Raw genomic sequence first — 15,772 nt, 5'->3', positions numbered from 1 at the left:
GCGCCGTCGGTCGACACCGGCATGGGCCTGGAGCGGATCAGTGCGGTGTTGCAGCACGTTCACTCCAACTACGAAATCGACCTGTTCCAGAGCCTGTTGAGTGCTTCGGCCAAGGCCATCGGTTGCAGTAACGACAACCAGGCTTCGCTCAAAGTGGTGGCCGACCATATCCGTTCCTGCGGCTTCCTGATTGCCGATGGTGTGTTGCCGTCCAACGAAGGCCGCGGCTATGTGTTGCGTCGGATCATTCGTCGCGCCTGCCGTCACGGCAACAAGCTGGGCGCCAAGGGCAGCTTCTTCTATCAGATCGTCGCGGCCCTGGTGGCCGAAATGGGCGAGGCCTTCCCGGAACTCAAATCCCAGCAGGCCCACATCGAGCGCGTGCTCAAGGGTGAGGAAGAGCAGTTCGCCAAAACCCTGGAGCAGGGGTTGAAGATCCTCGAGCAGGATTTGGCCGAGCTCAAGGGCAACGTGGTACCGGGCGATGTCGTGTTCAAGTTGTACGACACATACGGTTTCCCGATGGACCTGACGGGCGACATCGCCCGCGAACGCAACCTGACCCTCGACGAGGAAGGTTTCGAGCGCGAGATGGAAGCCCAGCGAGTGCGCGCGCGTTCCGCCAGCTCCTTCGGCATGGACTACAACAGCCTGGTCAAGGTTGACGTGGCCACCGAATTCACCGGCTACGCCGCCACGACCGGTTCGGCCAAGATCGTGGCTATCTATAAGGACGGGCAGTCGGTCGACATCCTGAGCGAAGGCCAGGAAGGGGTGATCGTGCTGGACCAGACGCCGTTCTACGCCGAATCTGGCGGACAGATCGGTGACAGCGGTTACCTGCAGGCCGGCAACTCGCGTTTCGATGTGCGAGACACCACCAAGACCGGCGGCGCATTCCTGCACCACGGCGTATTGGCCTCGGGCAGCCTGATGATTGCCGCTCCGGTAGCCGCGCATGTCGACGCCGAGGTTCGTCACGCCACCTCGCTGAACCACTCGGCTACGCACTTGCTGCATGCCGCGTTGCGTCAGGTACTGGGCGAGCATGTTCAGCAGAAAGGCTCTTTGGTGGACAGTCAGCGCTTGCGCTTTGACTTCAGCCATTTCGAGGCTATCAAGCCTGAGCAACTCAAGGCGCTGGAAGACATCGTCAACGCCGAGATCCGCAAGAATTCGCCGGTCGAGACCGAAGAAACCGACATCGAGACCGCCAAGCGCAAGGGCGCCATGGCGCTGTTTGGCGAGAAGTACGGCGACAGCGTCCGTGTGCTGAGCATGGGCGGCGATTTCTCCGTGGAGCTGTGCGGTGGTATCCATGCCAACCGGACCGGTGACATCGGCCTACTGAAGATCATCAGCGAAGGCGGTGTGGCTTCTGGTGTGCGTCGCATCGAAGCGGTCACCGGCGCGGCGGCCCTGGCGTACCTCAACGCCGCCGAAGAACAACTCAAGGAAGCGGCGAGCCTGATCAAGGGCAGCCGTGACAACCTGATCGACAAGCTCTCGGCTGTGCTGGAGCGCAACCGTCTGCTGGAAAAGCAACTCGAGCAGTTGCAGGCCAAGGCTGCCAGCGCCGCGGGCGACGATCTGTCGGCCCAGGCCGTGGACGTCAAGGGCGTGAAAGTGTTGGCCGCGCGCCTGGATGGCCAGGACGGCAAGGCACTGTTGGCGCTGGTCGATCAACTGAAAAACAAACTCGGCCGCGCAGTGATCCTGCTCGGCAGTGTCCATGAGGAAAAGGTCGTTCTCGTCGCAGGCGTGACCAAAGACCTGACTGGCCAACTCAAAGCCGGTGATTTGATGAAGCAGGCCGCTGCGGCAGTGGGCGGCAAGGGTGGTGGTCGTCCGGACATGGCGCAAGGCGGCGGCACCGACGCCGGCGCGCTGGACGCAGCACTGGCCCAAACCGTTGCATTTGTAGAGCAGGGTATTTAAGGCAGTGCTCCGGGGTCGTCGTCTAGTGACGACTCCGGTCGCTGTTGAGTGATTATTGGGCGCCCTTCATGGGCAGAGGCGGCTTTGAAATGGCTTTGATCGTACAGAAATTTGGAGGCACCTCGGTCGGTACTGTCGAGAGAATCGAACAAGTCGCCGACAAGGTTAAGAAATTCCGTGAAGCGGGCGATGACCTGGTGGTTGTGCTGTCGGCAATGAGCGGCGAGACCAACCGTCTGATCGATCTGGCCAAGCAAATCAGCGGCGACCAACAGCCGGTTCCGCGCGAACTGGATGTGATCGTTTCCACTGGCGAGCAGGTGACCATCGCCTTGCTGGCCATGGCGCTGATCAAGCGGGGTGTGCCGGCGGTGTCCTACACCGGCAACCAGGTTCGTATCCTGACGGACAGCGCGCACAATAAAGCGCGTATTCTGCAGATCGACGATCAGAAAATTCGCGGCGACCTGAAGGCCGGTCGCGTCGTGGTGGTCGCCGGTTTCCAGGGTGTGGACGAGCACGGCAATATCACCACTCTCGGCCGTGGCGGTTCCGATACCACGGGCGTGGCGCTGGCGGCGGCTCTCAAGGCGGACGAATGCCAGATCTACACCGATGTGGATGGTGTCTACACCACCGACCCACGGGTGGTGCCTGTGGCTCAGCGCCTGGACAAGATCACCTTCGAAGAGATGCTGGAAATGGCCAGCCTCGGTTCCAAGGTGCTGCAGATCCGGGCCGTCGAATTCGCTGGCAAGTACAACGTTCCGCTGCGCGTTCTGCACAGCTTCAAAGAGGGTCCGGGCACCCTCATTACTATTGATGAAGAGGAATCCATGGAACAGCCGATCATTTCCGGCATCGCTTTCAACCGCGATGAAGCCAAGCTGACCATCCGTGGCGTGCCAGACACCCCCGGCGTGGCGTTCAAGATTCTCGGCCCGATCAGTGCCGCGAACATCGAAGTCGACATGATCGTGCAGAACGTCGCGCACGATAACACCACCGACTTCACCTTCACCGTGCACCGCAACGACTACCAGGCCGCTGAAGCGGTGCTGAAAAAGACTGCTGACGAGATTGGTGCCCGGGAAGTGGTGGGTGATACCAAGATCGCCAAGGTCTCGATCGTCGGTGTCGGCATGCGCTCTCACGCAGGCGTGGCCAGCCGTATGTTCGAATCCCTGGCCAAGGAAAGCATCAACATCCAGATGATCTCTACTTCGGAAATCAAGGTTTCCGTGGTCATCGAAGAGAAGTACCTGGAGCTGGCCGTGCGCGCCCTGCACACGGCTTTCGAACTCGACGCTGCTGCCCGACAGGGCGAGTAAGGCGTTGTCTTGGGGCGCGGTTTACCGCGCCCTTTGTTTTTCTGAAAGGCGCGCTCCAAAACTGTTCTTTTGCTCGCGCTGGTCAATACTAGGCTTGTAGGCTGCGACCGTTTCGGTTCGTAGGCCTACGCCTTTTTTTGCAGACTGTTGTCCCTGAACTGAATTGCGTGAGGAGAAAGGTATGCTGATTCTGACTCGTCGGTGCGCAGAGAGCCTGATTATTGGCGATGGCGAAATCACCGTGACCGTGCTCGGCGTCAAAGGAAACCAAGTGCGGATTGGCGTCAACGCCCCGAAAGAGGTCGCGGTGCACCGAGAGGAAATTTACCTGCGTATCAAGAAAGAGAAGGACGACGAACCAAGCCATTAATTTTTATCGTTTTTTATGTTTGCAAACGGGGATGAAGGTGGTTAATATACGCCCCGTGTTGCGGAGAGCTGGCCGAGTGGCCGAAGGCGCTCCCCTGCTAAGGGAGTACACCTCAAAAGGGTGTCGGGGGTTCGAATCCCCCGTTCTCCGCCATTATTTATTTAGTGCGACGTAATCTGGCTTTATCGGTAAGTTATTGAAATTACTGAAAAAAGCGCTTTACAAAAAGATTCGCCGACCTATAATGCGCGGCAACAAATGCACTCGTAGCTCAGCTGGATAGAGTACTCGGCTACGAACCGAGCGGTCACAGGTTCGAATCCTGTCGAGTGCACCATTTAAGAGTTTTTTGCAGTGATGCAAATAACTTGGCTTCAACCAGTTGTGATCTGGTATAAAACCACAACTTGCACTCGTAGCTCAGCTGGATAGAGTACTCGGCTACGAACCGAGCGGTCACAGGTTCGAATCCTGTCGAGTGCACCAAACACCAAAAAGCCCGCGTTTAACGCGGGCTTTTTGCTGTCTGTGATTTGCCTTTCACGCACCCTTTCTCATCGAACACGATCTCTGCGCTGCGACCTTTTTTCGCTTTGTAGGTATATCGCGTGCTCGAATTCCTGATCTTGACCGAGTCGGGTCTGCCCAGGGCGCTTTCCACGTCCTGCTGGCTCATGCCACTGACGACTCGCCGGTTCATGATCGCTTCGCGGCGTTGTCTGGCATTGAGCAGGTTGCCACAGCGGTCTTCGAGTTGGCCGACAACAGTCGGTTCCTTGCGGTTGGCTTTGTTGCCGAATGTTTGCCGAAACTCTGCTTCGGGCAGCATGGCCTCTGTCATTGGCTCGGCCCTGCCCGGGCTGGTCGGATGGATCTGCTGAAGTGACAGGGTTTCTTCCGGTCGGCAACTCAGGGTGGTAAAGGTCACGTGCCCGGCGGTATTTTCGCAGCGATGCACGCTTTGCCCGGCAGCCCCCAAAGGCAGGCAGGGCAGGGCAGCGAGTAAAAACAGGTAGCGACTGACGAGCATCCTGACGTCCTCCTTGACGGTGAAGAAAAGAAGGTTAGCCGCTACATTTTTACCGGGGCGTGTGTTTTCTTTTCAGGATAAGTCGTCGTAGGCATAGAGGTTCAATCTGCGTTCAGGTATGTCTCGCAAGCGCTTGTTCTTGCCATGATTTTTTAACGTTTTAAAGCGTCAAGCGGTGTATGATTGCGCCCGTCAGCCCCGCCGGGGCTTGTGGAATATCCCATGGACTTACCCAGTAGTTACTCAATATCTCGTTTTACCAATCATGAACTGACTGATTGATCCTTCCGGCGTGCTCCACTGCTGGGAGTGGAGTTCGCCTATGACCGAAATAGAAGTAAAGAAAACGCAGGAAAGCCTTCAGGATCGCCTTGCTCAAGTCGTTGAGCTGCTGCATCGCCAGCGGGTGGTCGAAGACCTGACGCATCGCCAAGAAGGCCCGCATCACGACCTGGTCGAGAACCTGGTCCACCGGCAGAATCTCGTCGAGCTGCAACGCAAGCTCGATGACCTGCACTCCGCCGACGTCGCCTACATCCTTGAAGCCTTGCCGCTGGAAGAGCGTCTGACGGTCTGGCAGTTGGTCCAGGCGGATCGTGACGGTGACATCCTGCTTGAAGTGTCCGACTCGGTTCGTGAAACCCTGATCGCTGACATGGATGATCACGAGCTGCTGGCGGCGGCCAAGGAAATGGACGCCGACGAACTTGCCGACCTTGCGCCCGAACTGCCACGGGACGTTATCCACGAACTGATGGAAACCCTCGACGGCCAACAGCGCGAGCGCGTGCGTTCGGCGTTGTCCTATGACGAGGAGCAGGTCGGTGCGCTCATGGACTTCGAGATGGTGACCATCCGTGAGGATGTCAGTCTTGAAGTGGTATTGCGTTATCTGCGCCGTCTCAAGGAGTTGCCGGGGCATACCGACAAGCTCTTTGTGGTGGACTACGACGGTGTGCTTAAGGGCGTGCTGCCTATCAAGCGATTGCTCGTCAATGATCCGGAAAAGCAGGTAGCCGAGGTCATGGCCAGTGATCCGGTGAGTTTTCATCCGGACGAAGATGCCTACGATGCGGCCCAGGCGTTCGAACGTTACGATTTGATTTCTGCGCCCGTTGTCGACAAGAACGGCAAGTTGATCGGCCGTCTGACCATCGACGAAATGGTCGACCTGATTCGTGAGGAGAGCGAAAGCGAAGTCCTCAACATGGCCGGTCTGCGCGAAGAGGAAGACATCTTCGCCTCGGTCTGGAAGTCCCTGCGTAACCGTTGGGCCTGGCTGGCGGTCAATTTGATCACGGCTTTCATCGCGTCCCGGGTGATCGGCTTGTTCGAAGGCTCCATCGAGAAACTGGTGGCCCTTGCGGCGCTGATGCCTATCGTTGCGGGGATTGGCGGCAACTCCGGCAACCAGACCATTACCATGATCGTCCGCGCCATGGCGCTGGACCAGGTCAGTACCGGCAATACATCGCGATTGATGCGCAAGGAACTGGCCGTGGGCTTGATCAACGGTCTGGTCTGGGGTGGGGTGATCGGCGTGGTGGCGTACTTGCTATACGGCAGTTGGTCGCTGGGAGTGGTGATGACCGCCGCCATGACGCTCAACTTGTTGTTGGCGGCCTTGATGGGGGTATTGATTCCCATGACCCTGGCTCGAATGGGGCGTGACCCCGCCATGGGGGCCAGCGTGATGATTACCGCCATGACCGACAGCGGCGGATTTTTCATCTTCCTGGGGTTGGCGACGATTTTCCTGCTCTGATTCGCGCTTCAAGAAAGCCCGCCAATTTGGCGGGCTTTTTCGTGGGCGCCGGAAATCTCTGTCACCAAATGCCAGGCAAAAAAAAGCCAGCACAAGGCTGGCTTCAATATCTTGGATGCTATCAGGACGCGTCTGCGGTCATTTCTGCGTCATGGGCAATCAGCGAAACGAGAGCGTTTTGCTGGCGATGAGAGAGTTGTCGGAATCGTTGAAGCAGCTCGCGTTCATGCAGTGACAGCTCTGGGCTGTCCAGTCGCATGCTGAGCTCTTCACCCAACGCACCTTCCTGAATAAGGCTTTGCTCAAGGCGCGCGATGATTTCGGAGTTCATGCTGCGGTGATGATTGCGAGCCACCTCGGCAATGCGTTCCCGCATTCCGTCTGGCAGACGTACGACGAACTTGTCAGCCGTACGGCTGGAATAAATTGCCTGTTTCATTGGGCGCATATATTTAACCGGTTAGTTCAGGGGAGCGGTTCTCGGGATTGGCCGCAGGATGTCGATAGGACAAGCCCCTTAGCCAAATGTTCAACCTGAATTGTTAAGAGGCCCGCATCATGCCTCAAAATTGCCAGATCATTGGCGCCAATTCTGTGACAAATATTGATCCGCGTAAAGGCGTTATGCCAGTACCCTTCGTCAAAAATGCGGACTGGTTGGAAAAATTTCCAGGTCCGCATCTTGTGACCACTGCATCGTGTCGATGTGCCATACCGTCTGGCGGATAACCATGACGCAGGCGGCGGCGCGATGCTGTCCTTGTATTGTATAGGATAGTGGCGATTTGCCGATTTACTAGAATGAGCAGGGTGGGGCCAGATGAGCGGCGGTCCGGTCCGGGGGCTACGATGGGAGACTTGGCGGGCGGTACATTTGCCTACACTTAAAAAGCCATGGACGACATGACAAACGCCAGGCTGACCGTTAACATGCACGCCGTCCAACGCACCGCGTTTCTCGTGGTCGACTTGTGTCTCAGTAGCTCAATTGGATAGAGCATCCCCCTCCTAAGGGGAAGGTTGGCAGTTCGAACCTGCCCTGGGACACCACCTTCCAATCCCATGATTCAGCGAAATCAAGGCTTCCTCTCTTGCAGGCCTTTGCGCAAATTATCAATGGCTTGAACTCGCAGGTCAGGCCTTAGGTGGCCGCCTCAACCAATCCCATTTCCTCATTGTTGTGACTGATTCCCCATTTTTCTACGAATCTGTATCAACTAATCCGGCAGTGTGAAACTTATCCCCCCCTTTGCTATCTGACCGTCTCGGTAGTTTGTAGGACTTTTCCTTCGCTACGAGCGGGACGCGTATCTCTTTTTTATTTGAGTCAGTGCACTGCTGTCCCGGCGGGCTGACCCACCGTGCCTTTTATTCCGGCCACAAGGATGTGACATGCACCCAGCAGCATTCTGTCGAACGCTTAAGCCGAGCGCTGCTCGCCGTCTTGAGGGCGCGCCCCGTTCGTTTCCATGTAACCCCAGGAATCTCTCGTTGTTTTTCCTGGCGGCGTGGATGTTGGGGGCGGGGGGCGTTGCACAGGCGGCAGGGCCTGAAGAGGAGTTGCTGCGCCAGCGCGAGCGCGAGCGCGTTCTGCGTGACCAATTGGAGTCTCGGCCGGACGTACGCCTTCAGGCGGCGCCGGTGACCGAGGGGGCCGAACGTTTGCCGGACAAGGAAAGCCCTTGCTTTGCCATCGACGATATCCGTCTGATAGGCGAGGCGTCGGAAAAATTTCAGTGGGCGCTGCGCGCCGCCAACCCCAAGCATGATCCCGCCCTAGGTCGGTGTTTGGGCGGCGCCGGGATCAATCTGACGATGAAGCGCATGCAGAATGCGATCATCGAAGCCGGCTACGTCACCACCCGTGTGCTTGCTGAAGCCCAGGATCTGAACAGTGGAGTTCTGGTACTGACCCTGGTGCCGGGGCGCATTCGCGAGATTCGTTTTGACGAGGGCACCAGCTCCCGCGCCAATGCCTGGAACGCGATGCCCGCCCGCCCCGGTGATCTGCTCAACCTGCGCGATATCGAACAGGCACTGGAGAACTTCAAGCGCGTACCCACCGCCGAGGCCGACATCCAGATCGCACCTGCCCGCGCTGCCGACGCCAAGCCTGGTGAAAGCGACGTAGTGATCGCTTGGAGTCAGCGGTTTCCGGCACGCGTGAGCTTGTCGGTGGATAACTCGGGCAGCAAGACCACCGGCAAGTACCAAGGTAACGTCTCGTTGTCCCTCGACAATCTGCTGTCGCTCAACGACCTGTTCTACGCCAGCGTCAACCATGACTTGGGCGGTGGCGAGTCCGGGCAGCGCGGCTCCGACGGCAATACCCTGCATTACTCGCTGCCGTTCGGTTATTGGCAGCTGGGTTTTACCACGAGTGAATATGACTACGAACAGTCTGTCGCCGGTGCCACCCAGACCTATCTGTACCGTGGCGAAAGTCGCAACAACGAGTTGCGCCTGTCACGTCTGCTTTACCGCGATGCCGTTCGCAAGACCTCCGCCTGGGGCAGTCTGTGGACGCGTTCGTCGGAGAACTTCATCGACGACACCCAAATCGGCAACCAGAAACGGCGCATGGCCGGCTGGCAGTTCGGGCTGAACCATCGCGAGTTTATCGGCGCCTCGACCCTTGACCTGGGGGCCGCCTATCGTCGCGGCACGGGTGCCCATAACGCGCTCAAGGCCCCTGAGGAAGATTTTGATGCCGGCACTTCGCGCTCGCAGATCATCACCGCCGATGCTCAATTGCAAGTGCCGTTCGTGGCGGGTAACCAGCGCCTGCGCTACATCGGCGGCTGGCGTGCGCAGTGGAATCGTACGCCCCTGGTGCCCCAGGACCGTTTCTCGATCGGCGGGCGCTACAGCGTGCGCGGCTTCGATGGTGAAAACATTCTTTCCGCCGACCGTGGCTGGACGTTACGCAACGAAGTCGGCCTGTCGTTGGGGCAGACCGGCCAGGAGCTTTATGCCGGTATCGACTACGGCGAGGTCAGCGGTCAAGCCAGTGAGTTCCTGATTGGCCAGCGCCTGGCGGGGGCCGTGGTGGGCATCCGTGGCGGCTACAAAGGCCTGTCATACGACTGGTCATTCGGCACACCGCTGAAAAAGCCCGATGGCTTCGAGACAGCAAACGTGACCAGTGCCTTCAATGTCATCTGGTCATTCTGAGGTGATCCCATGCAGTTCGAGACGCTAGACATCACGGCCCCCGGCCTGATCGATGAACCCTGGAACGAAGCCGCGGTGTTCGGCTCGGCCACATGGCTGTGGATGCACTCCAAAGCCCATCGCGATGCACCATTACACACCTTGCCAACGCTGTTGTTGCCCGCTCTCAAGCATCGCCAGTTCGTGCTCGGCAGTGAACAGGGCAAACCGGTGTTCTACCTGTCCTGGCTCAACTTCGACGAGGCCGCCGAACAGCGCTATTTGCAGCAGTCGCCGCTGGCGCTGACCGAAGCGGACTGGAATAGCGGCGAGCGTCTCTGGTTGAACGACTGGGTTGCTCCTTTTGGCCATACCGCTGCATTGAGCCGGTTGCTGCAGCGTCATTTGTTCCCCAATCGTTGCGCGCGCGCCCTCTATCACCGAGGTGAAGAGCGCGGCCTGCAGGTCAAGACCTTCCAAGGGATCGGCGTCATCCCTGAACAGGCCAAGGCCTGGTTTGCCGCTCATCCGCTGGCAATTGCACCGTAACCCCAACCTCAGGACTTGCGGGCAGTCACCGCAAATGGAATTGCAATGAACAAGCATCTGTACCGAATCGTATTCAACAAGGCCCGCGGACTGCTGATGGTGGTTGCGGAAAATGTCACGAGCCAGGTCAAGGCACCGGGAACCCGTTCCGGCCCGATCGCTGGTGCGCCGGTGTGCACGGCGACGCTCGGGGCATTGCGCTTTGCGCTGATGACGGCGCTCGGGCTGGTGTCCTTGAGCGTAGCGCCGGCCTGGGCCGGCACCATCGTCGCCGACCCCGGTGCTCCGGCCGGTCAACGCCCTATGGTGATAGAAAGCGCCAACGGCACCCCGCAGGTGAACATCCGCGCGCCTAGCGCTGCTGGTGTTTCGCGTAACACCTACAACCAGTTCGACGTCGACAACCGTGGCGTGATCCTCAACAACGCTGCAGCCAACAGTCAGACGAAGCTGGGCGGCTGGATTGAAGGCAATCCCATGTTGGGCAATGGTGGTGCACGGGTGATCCTCAACGAGGTCAACGCCAGCAATCCCAGTCAGTTGCGTGGCTACGTTGAAGTCGCAGGCCAACGCGCCGAAGTGGTGATCGCCAACCCGTCCGGCATCACCTGCAACGGTTGCGGCTTCATCAACGCCGATCGTACGACCCTCAGCACGGGGCGGGCGCAGTTGGAGAATGGTCGCATCACCGGTTATACCGTGCAGGGCGGGACCATCAACATTGAAGGCAAAGGCCTGGATGCCCGAGAGGCTGACTATACGGATTTGATCGCCCGCACCGTGCAGGTCAACGCCGGTGTCTGGGCCAACGACCTGAAGGTCACCGCTGGACGTAATCAGGTCAATGCCGACAACACCCAGGCCACGCCGCTGCCAGGCACCGAGGAAGACAAACCCACCGTTGCCATCGACGTTGCCAAGCTCGGCGGCATGTATGCCGGGAAGATCATGCTGGTGGGCACCGAATCCGGTGTCGGTGTGCGCAACGCCGGGCAGATCGGCGCCATGGCTGGCGAGGTGGTGATCAGCGCCGACGGAAAGTTGCAAAACCAGGGCGCGATCAGCAGCGCAACGGCGACCCGAATCAATGCCACCAGCGTTGACAACAGCGGCACGCTCTACGCCAAGGGCGACCTGAAGCTCGACAGCACCGGTGACATCGACAACAGCGGCACCGTTGCCAGCCAGAACCACACCACGCTCACCGCCAAGACCATTCGCAGCACCACCGCCTCGAGCCTGGCGGCGGGCGTCGGGGCGGACGGCAAGCTGGGCAGCAGTGGCAACCTCGCGCTACGGGCCGCTACGGTCAAGGCGCAAGGCCAGAACCTTGCTGGCGGCGATGTCAGCGTCGAGGCCGCTGACCTTGACTTGAGCAGCAGCCAGACCCTGGGCCGCAACGTTACCCTGACGGCCAGCACTGGCGATGCCAATCTCAGTGGCAGTCAAGTCGATGCGACCCAGGTACTGAATGCCAAAGCGGCCAAGACCCTGCGCACCGATGCGGCCAAGGTCACCGCTGGCAACCTGCGGGTAGGCGCCCGCGATGTTTCCAATGCCGGCGGCGAGCTGGTGCAGACCGGCACCGCCGACACGTCGATCACTGCCGTCGCCACGCTCGACAACAGCGGTGGCCGTATTGCCTCCAACGCCAACAACCTGAAGCTTGGCGCCAATCGTCTCGACAATAGCAAGGGCAAGGTCGAGCACGCCGGCAAAGGCACCCTGGACATCCAGGTCACCCAGTTGGCCGGCAGCAAAGGCACCCTGGCAAGCAATGGCGCGCTGAGCGTCAAGGGCCGTGAGGTGGTGGTCGATGATGGCCTGACCCAAGGCCAACAGATCACGCTCGACACCACGACCCTGTCCAACCAGCGTGGACGCATTCTCCAGACCGGCGCACAACCCCTGCAGGTCACCGCCCGTGAACGCTTCGACAATCAGGCCGGGCAAGTCAGCAGTCCTGGTGCGGTGAACTTGAAGGTCGGCACGTTGAACAACCAGGGCGGCAAAGTCCTCGCCACCGATAACGGTGCGTTGACCGTCACGGCCGACACAGAGGTCAATAACGGCGGTGGGACGCTAGCCGCCAGCGGTACGACTAAGGTCAGCGGCGAGGCACTGGATAACACCCAAGGCACGGTGAGTGCCGGCGGTGAGCTGCACGCAACGTTCGATCGCTTGAACAATATCGGTGGCACACTCGCGGCCACCCAGCGTATGGAGATCATCGCTGGGCAGTTGAACAACACCAATGGCGTGCTGGGTTCGGTGAAGTCCGGCTTGCTGGTCAGTGTCTCGGCCGATGCATTGAACAACAGCGGCGGGCGCCTTGAAGCGCTGGGCGATATCGATCTGTCGGCCCATGGCCTGAATAACCAGGGCGGGGTGATCAGTGGCCAGGCCCTGGACCTGGACAGCCACGGCCTGCTGATGGACAACAGCCAAGGCACGTTGAATGCCGGTGCGACCCTCGACCTGCGCAGCGGTGAACTGCGCAACGCGGCGGGCCTGATCCAGGCCAAGGGCAAGCTGTTCATCGACACCGGCAGCCAGGCGCTGAACAACCTTCAGTCCGGCACCACCCAAGGCATCAGCGGCCAGGGTGCGGTGGAAATCCACAGCGCCCATTTCAACAACAATGCCGGCTTCCTCGGCGCCAAAGGCGCGCTGGTGCTCAAGGCCACCAACCTTACCAACGGCAGCGGCGGCCAGATCATTGGCGAGAAAACCGTACAGGTCGAAGGCGCCCGGGTGGATAACCGCGGTGGTCAGTTGCAGGGCCTAGGCGATGTCCAGTTGGTGCTGGGGGATACGCTCAACAACCAGGGCGGACTGGTGCGCAGCGCGGGAACGCTGGGCGTGATTGCCGGCGTGCTCGACAACAGCGCCACCCAAGGTGCCAACCAGGGCCTTGAAGGGCGTGCCATGAGCCTGGCGCTCGACACCTTCGGCAACCAGGCCGGTGCCGTGCGCGCCGACCAAGGATTGTCCATCGGTGTCAGCCAAACGCTGGATAACCAGGGCGGCCTGATTTCCGCGGGGGCCGGCCTGACCATCACTGATCGCGATCCGGCGCAACGTCGCCAGGCGGTGCACAACCTCGACGGAACCTTGCTCGCCGGCAGCCTGTTGTCCCTCAACGCCGCCTATTACGCGGGCACCGGCCGGGCGCTGAGCCTGGGCGACCTGACGTTCAGCCTGCAAAGTGGCCTGGAACTGAGTGGCCAGATCCAAGCCAATAACAAGGTGGACCTGAGCACCGAGGGGGCATTCAACAACAGCGGAAAACTACTGGCAGGCAATCTCCTGCTGGTGCACTCGCAGACCCTGGACAACGCCGTCAACGGCGAGATCAGCGCCGGCCAGGTTCGCCTGACCGTCAACGACAGCTTGACCAACCGTGGCCTGATTGACGGCCAGCAAGTGCGTGTGCAAGCGCTATCGCTCAACAACCTGGGCACCGGGCGTTTGTACGGTGATCGATTGGCGATTGCCACTTCGACACTGAGCAACCACGATGAAAACGGTTTCGCCGCCACCATCGCCGCCCGCGAGTCGCTGGACATCGGCGCTGGCACCCTGGACAACCGCGAACAGGCGCTGATCTTCAGCGCCGGCAACCTGGCCATCGGCGGCGCGCTGGATGCCAATGACAAAGCCCAGAATCGCGCCCAGTTGTTGACCAACGCCAGTGCGACCATCGAGGCCCTTGGCAATCTGTCCCTGAACGTACAGAGCGTGCGCAACACCAATGAACACTTCAGTACCCAGGAGGTGGAAGTCAGCCGCACCGCCCAACAGGAGTTCCAACTCACCGGTTCGACGAACCGTTATCAGGGCGATCAGATATCCCTGAGCCGCGACGAGGTGCTTTACCTGAACACCCCCGAGGGCAGGCGGGACAACTGGAACCGTTACGACTACACCCGCGTGGTTCGCGAAACCCAGATCGCCACCTCGGCGCCGGCACAGATCCTGTCTGGCGGGACAATGCAGATCAGCGCAGGCGATGTCCTCAACGACAAGAGCCGCATCATTGCCGGTGGACTGTTGCAGGCCGACATCGCCAGCCTGACCAATACCGAATTGTCGGGCCAGCGCACCACTTCCGACAGCGGCACCGCCAGCCACTTCTATCGCATGCAGCGCAAGGGCCGCGACAGGCAGGGAACGACCGTCACGGCCTACACGCCTGCACCTTTGATTCAGGACATCTCCCTGCTGCCCACCGTGTTTGCCCAGAACGCCGTCGGCAACGGTAGCGGCACTCAGATCAGCGCGCGCGCCACTCAGAGCGTCAGTGAGCAGATCGCCGCAACGGGCGCAGTCAGCGCCCCTGTCGGCAGAACCCATCAAGTGGCGCCCATCGTTCAGGTCGCCGCGCAAACCACACTGAACACCAAAGGCGTCGCTGAGCAGATTCGCAGCGGTGGGCCGTCCCTTGAATTGCCGAACAACAGCCTGTTCAGCACCACGCCTAAGAACAGCAACGGCTACCTGATCGAAACCGACCCGCGTTTCGCCAGTTATCGCACCTGGTTGTCTTCGGACTACATGTTGCAACGCTTGCAAGTCGACCCGGCACTGACCCAGCAACGTCTGGGCGACGGGTTCTACGAGCAGAAGCTGATTCGTGAACAGATCGCGCAACTCACCGGTCGCCGCTTCCTCGACGGCTACGCTAACGACGAAATGCAGTACCGGGCGCTGATCGACAACGCTGTCACCGTCGCCAGCCAGTGGCAATTGGTGCCCGGCGTGGCCCTGACCTCCGAGCAGATGGCGCAGTTGACCAGCGACATCGTCTGGCTGGTGCAAAAGCAGGTCACCCTCGCCAACGGTGAAACCCGCAACGTGCTGGTGCCGCAAGTGTACGTACGGGTTCAGGAAGGCGACCTCAATGGTTCCGGCGCTCTGATTGCCGGGCAACAACTGAACCTGAACATCGCCGGCGACCTGATCAACAGCGGCAGCCTGGCCGGGCGCAGTGTCATGGCGATCACGGCGCAGAACATCGAAAACCTTGGCGGACGCATCCAGGCCGACAAGGTATCGCTCGCCGCGCGGGAAAATCTCAACAACCTCGGTGGCCTGATCGGTGCCGTGGACAGCCTGTCGGTCAAGGCCGGGCAGGACATCAACGTCATCTCCAGCAGCCGGGACAGCAGCAGCGCCCAAGGCACCCGCACCAACCTGTCGCGGGTGGCGGGGCTGTTCGTCAGCGGCGCCCAGGGCACGATGGGCGTGAGCGCCGGCAACGACCTCAACCTCACCGGGGCCCAGGTGGTCAATGCCGGCAAGGGCGGCAGTACGTTGCTGGAGGCAGGCAAGAACATCAACCTGGCCACCGTCGGCGAAGCCCACGAGCAAGCGCTGACCTGGAACAGCAGCAACTGGCGCAAGGACGCCAGCCAGACCGAAGTCGGCTCCCTGATTCAAGGGCAGGGCGACGTGCGCTTGAGCGCGGGCCAGGACCTCAACGCTCGCGCCGCCCATGTCACCAGCGAGCAAGGCGCGGTATTTGCCGAGGCCCGTCGTGACGTCAACCTGACCACTGGCCAGAACTACCAATTCGCCGATGAAGCGCACAAGGTCAAAGGCAGCAGCGGGTGGCTCTCCAGCAAAACCACGAC

General features: G+C 60.1%; 9 protein-coding genes and 4 tRNA genes. 11 read left to right on the top strand and 2 right to left on the bottom strand.

Annotation, left to right across the window (positions count from 1 at the left end; translation table 11 throughout):
• The 6 genes from alaS to GSM73_RS15800 all read left to right on the top strand — a co-directional run.
• Positions 1-1,938, top strand: a 1,938-nt coding sequence (gene alaS / locus GSM73_RS15825; protein ID WP_256676927.1) for an alanine--tRNA ligase, incomplete at its 5' end; no start/stop codon positions are given.
• 89 nt (positions 1,939-2,027) lie between these two features.
• Positions 2,028-3,269, top strand: a complete 1,242-nt coding sequence (locus GSM73_RS15820) for an aspartate kinase (protein ID WP_047228775.1) — start codon at positions 2,028-2,030, stop codon at positions 3,267-3,269.
• Between the two features lie 181 nt (positions 3,270-3,450).
• On the top strand, positions 3,451-3,639 hold the full coding sequence (csrA, locus tag GSM73_RS15815; RefSeq protein WP_003178872.1) for a carbon storage regulator CsrA: 189 nt from the start codon (positions 3,451-3,453) through the stop codon (positions 3,637-3,639).
• A gap of 62 nt (positions 3,640-3,701) precedes the next feature.
• Positions 3,702-3,792: transfer RNA gene (locus tag GSM73_RS15810), tRNA-Ser, on the top strand.
• Between the two features lie 107 nt (positions 3,793-3,899).
• Positions 3,900-3,976, top strand: a tRNA-Arg gene (locus GSM73_RS15805).
• A gap of 72 nt (positions 3,977-4,048) precedes the next feature.
• A tRNA-Arg gene (locus tag GSM73_RS15800) sits at positions 4,049-4,125 on the top strand.
• Positions 4,126-4,144: 19 nt separating this feature from the next.
• On the opposite strand, the gene GSM73_RS15795 is transcribed toward GSM73_RS15800, so the two are convergent.
• Positions 4,145-4,669 carry a SmpA/OmlA family outer membrane lipoprotein gene (locus GSM73_RS15795; protein WP_047228774.1) on the bottom strand — a complete coding sequence of 175 codons (525 nt, stop codon included), beginning with the start codon at positions 4,667-4,669 and terminating at the stop codon, positions 4,145-4,147.
• Between the two features lie 322 nt (positions 4,670-4,991).
• On the opposite strand from GSM73_RS15795, the gene mgtE reads away from it, so the two are divergent.
• Positions 4,992-6,434: a magnesium transporter gene (mgtE, locus tag GSM73_RS15790; protein WP_047228773.1), complete on the top strand. Its 1,443-nt coding sequence runs from the start codon at positions 4,992-4,994 to the stop codon at positions 6,432-6,434.
• 121 nt (positions 6,435-6,555) lie between these two features.
• Here the strand turns inward: mgtE and GSM73_RS15785 are convergent, their stop codons facing one another.
• Positions 6,556-6,882, bottom strand: coding sequence for an Arc family DNA-binding protein (locus tag GSM73_RS15785; RefSeq protein WP_160893181.1), 327 nt, complete (start codon positions 6,880-6,882; stop codon positions 6,556-6,558).
• Positions 6,883-7,407: 525 nt separating this feature from the next.
• On the opposite strand from GSM73_RS15785, the gene GSM73_RS15780 reads away from it, so the two are divergent.
• The 4 genes from GSM73_RS15780 to GSM73_RS15765 form a co-directional block, all read left to right on the top strand.
• Positions 7,408-7,484: transfer RNA gene (locus tag GSM73_RS15780), tRNA-Arg, on the top strand.
• A 462-nt stretch (positions 7,485-7,946) separates the two neighbouring features.
• Positions 7,947-9,608 carry a ShlB/FhaC/HecB family hemolysin secretion/activation protein gene (locus tag GSM73_RS15775; protein WP_160893203.1) on the top strand — a complete coding sequence of 554 codons (1,662 nt, stop codon included), beginning with the start codon at positions 7,947-7,949 and terminating at the stop codon, positions 9,606-9,608.
• A gap of 9 nt (positions 9,609-9,617) precedes the next feature.
• Entirely contained in the window at positions 9,618-10,136 is a 519-nt protein-coding gene (locus GSM73_RS15770; protein ID WP_160893179.1) for a toxin-activating lysine-acyltransferase, read from the top strand.
• A gap of 45 nt (positions 10,137-10,181) precedes the next feature.
• On the top strand, positions 10,182-15,772 hold a 5,591-nt coding region (locus GSM73_RS15765; protein ID WP_256676925.1), incomplete at its 3' end, for a filamentous hemagglutinin N-terminal domain-containing protein.

Origin of the sequence: Pseudomonas sp. PICF6 (assembly GCF_009831705.1) — a bacterium.
In the GTDB taxonomy this organism is placed as follows: domain Bacteria; phylum Pseudomonadota; class Gammaproteobacteria; order Pseudomonadales; family Pseudomonadaceae; genus Aquipseudomonas; species Aquipseudomonas rhizophila.
The sequence above is the reverse complement of the archived record's forward strand: the minus strand, read 5'-3'. Positions and strand labels throughout refer to the sequence as shown.

Bases quoted from the DNA above. Each gene is read 5' to 3' on its own strand.
- GSM73_RS15795 (WP_047228774.1), bottom strand. From the start codon at position 4,669: ATGCTCGTCAGTCGCTACCTGTTTTTACTCGCTGCCCTGCCCTGCCTG.
- GSM73_RS15770 (WP_160893179.1), top strand. From the start codon at position 9,618: ATGCAGTTCGAGACGCTAGACATCACGGCCCCCGGCCTGATCGATGAA.
- csrA (WP_003178872.1), top strand. From the start codon at position 3,451: ATGCTGATTCTGACTCGTCGGTGCGCAGAGAGCCTGATTATTGGCGAT.
- GSM73_RS15820 (WP_047228775.1), top strand. From the start codon at position 2,028: ATGGCTTTGATCGTACAGAAATTTGGAGGCACCTCGGTCGGTACTGTC.
- mgtE (WP_047228773.1), top strand. From the start codon at position 4,992: ATGACCGAAATAGAAGTAAAGAAAACGCAGGAAAGCCTTCAGGATCGC.
- GSM73_RS15775 (WP_160893203.1), top strand. From the start codon at position 7,947: ATGTTGGGGGCGGGGGGCGTTGCACAGGCGGCAGGGCCTGAAGAGGAG.
- GSM73_RS15785 (WP_160893181.1), bottom strand. From the start codon at position 6,882: ATGCGCCCAATGAAACAGGCAATTTATTCCAGCCGTACGGCTGACAAG.